The sequence below is a fragment of the Lentiprolixibacter sp. genome, from assembly GCF_982873095.1.
In genome coordinates this window covers 7,909-9,813 of record NZ_CEYNTP010000091.1, presented here as the reverse complement: position 1 = coordinate 9,813, position 1,905 = coordinate 7,909, and the positions used below count along the sequence as shown (strand labels likewise).

The following is a 1,905-nucleotide window of genomic DNA, read 5'->3' as shown; positions in this document are numbered from 1 at the left end:
CAGCACATCGGCTTCCCCCAGGCTGAGGCCTGCAAAATAGTGTGCCACCTTGATTACATCCTCCTGGTAAACCATCACCCCATAGGTGTCTGGCATAATGTCCAGCATCACAGGATGGGCTTCCCGTTCGGCACGTCCCTTTTCGCGATGCCTGAGGATGTACTCCCGCATCATACCGCTTTTAGATACCCCGGGCCGGATAATGGAACTGGCAGCTACCAGGCCCAGATAATTGTCTACCTCCAGCTTCCTCAGCAGCATCCGCATGGCAGGGGATTCCACATAGAAACAACCCATGCACTGTGCGGTCTTCACAAGGTTATTGATTACCGGATCTTTGATAAACCGCTTGATGTCATGGATATCAACTTTCGCAGCTGCATCGGGTTGGTTCTGGTGGGCAATCTGCAGGGCCTCCTTGATCTTGGCCAGGCCGCGCTGGGCCAGGATATCAAACTTGTACAAGCCCACATCCTCTGCAATGACCATATCAAACTGTGTGGTGGCAAAGCCTTTTGGGGGCAGGTGGGTGGCAGAGAAATAATGAATGGGTTTTTCGCTGATCAGGATACCCCCGGCATGGATGCTCAGGTAATTGGGCATCCCCATGATGAGCTGGCCATAACGAAGTACCAGTTGTGCCGTGCCGTCAAGTTTATCGAAATGGTACCGCCCTTCCGAGAGAAAATCGATCTCGGCCTTGGGCAGGCCAAACACCTTGCCGAGTTCACGGATGATACCGCGTTCCTTAAAGGTGACATAGGTCCCCAGCAAGGACACGTGCTTAAAACGCTTGAAAATATACTGGGTTACCTCCTCCCGGTCGCGCCAGGAAAAATCAATGTCAAAGTCCGGTGGGTTGGTCCGGTACAGGTTGATAAACCGCTCAAAATAGAGGTCGAGGTCAATGGGGTCAACATCCGTTATCCGCAGCAGGTAGGCCACAATGCTGTTCGCCCCGCTGCCCCGGCCCACATAAAAGAAATTCTTCTTACGGGCGTAGGATACGATATCCCAGTTGATCAGGAAATAGGAGACAAAGCCCTTTTCCTTTATGAGTTCCAATTCCTTTTGGAGCCGGGCATGTATATGCACCCCGGCTTCGGGGTAACGGTAGGGTAGTCCTTCCCGGCAAAGTCTTTCCAGAAGTTCCTCGTCCCCGGTGGTGGTCCCTGTGTAGGTTTTCAGGTTTTGTGGCTCCCGTTCCTGGGAAAAATCAAAATGGATCCGGCAACTGTTCAGCAAGCGCTCTGTGTTTTCCAAAATATGGGGGTATTCCGAAAAGACAGTGGCCAGGTTGGCTATAGGGTACATTTTTTCATCCGGACTGCCCTGCTCTTCCGGCGGCAGTTTGCTCAGCAAAACATTGTTGTCTATGGCCCTGAGCAATCGGTGGGCATTGAAATCCCTTTTGTTCCGAAAGGTCACCGGCTGTAGCAGCACCAGTTTTTTTCGATAGGCCCCGTACCTGGAAAAGGGGAGCCGCCTCAGGTCGTTGAGGGAAACCCCGATGTATTCATGGGGCAGGAAATGGTCCAAATCATGCACCTGCACCTGTTCAAAGGGGTAGATGACACAGGCATTGCTAAACCGGGGGGCCCTGGCAGGGATGGGTTTTTCCTCGTGCAGGTGTTCCGAGAGGAAGCCATTTAGCTCCTTATACCCCTCATTATTGCGGGCAATCCCCACAAAACAGGGAGCTACCCCATTGCGGAAGTCGATCCCCAACACCGGCCTGATCCCGTACGCTGCTGCCTTACGCACAAAATTAAGCCCGGCAGAGGTATTGTTGATATCGGTCAGGGCGAGGGAAGTCACCTGGTTGTCCCTGGCCAGCTGCAACAATTCCACCTCGGAAAATGTTCCGTAACGAAGGCTGTAGTAGGTGTGGCAGTTTAAATACAT

1 protein-coding gene is annotated in these 1,905 nt (G+C 52.6%); it reads right to left on the bottom strand.

The window, feature by feature from the left end; genetic code table 11:
• The coding region (locus AC4E7D_RS07165) for a PHP domain-containing protein (protein WP_490173129.1) at positions 1-1,905 on the bottom strand (1,905 nt) is incomplete at both ends.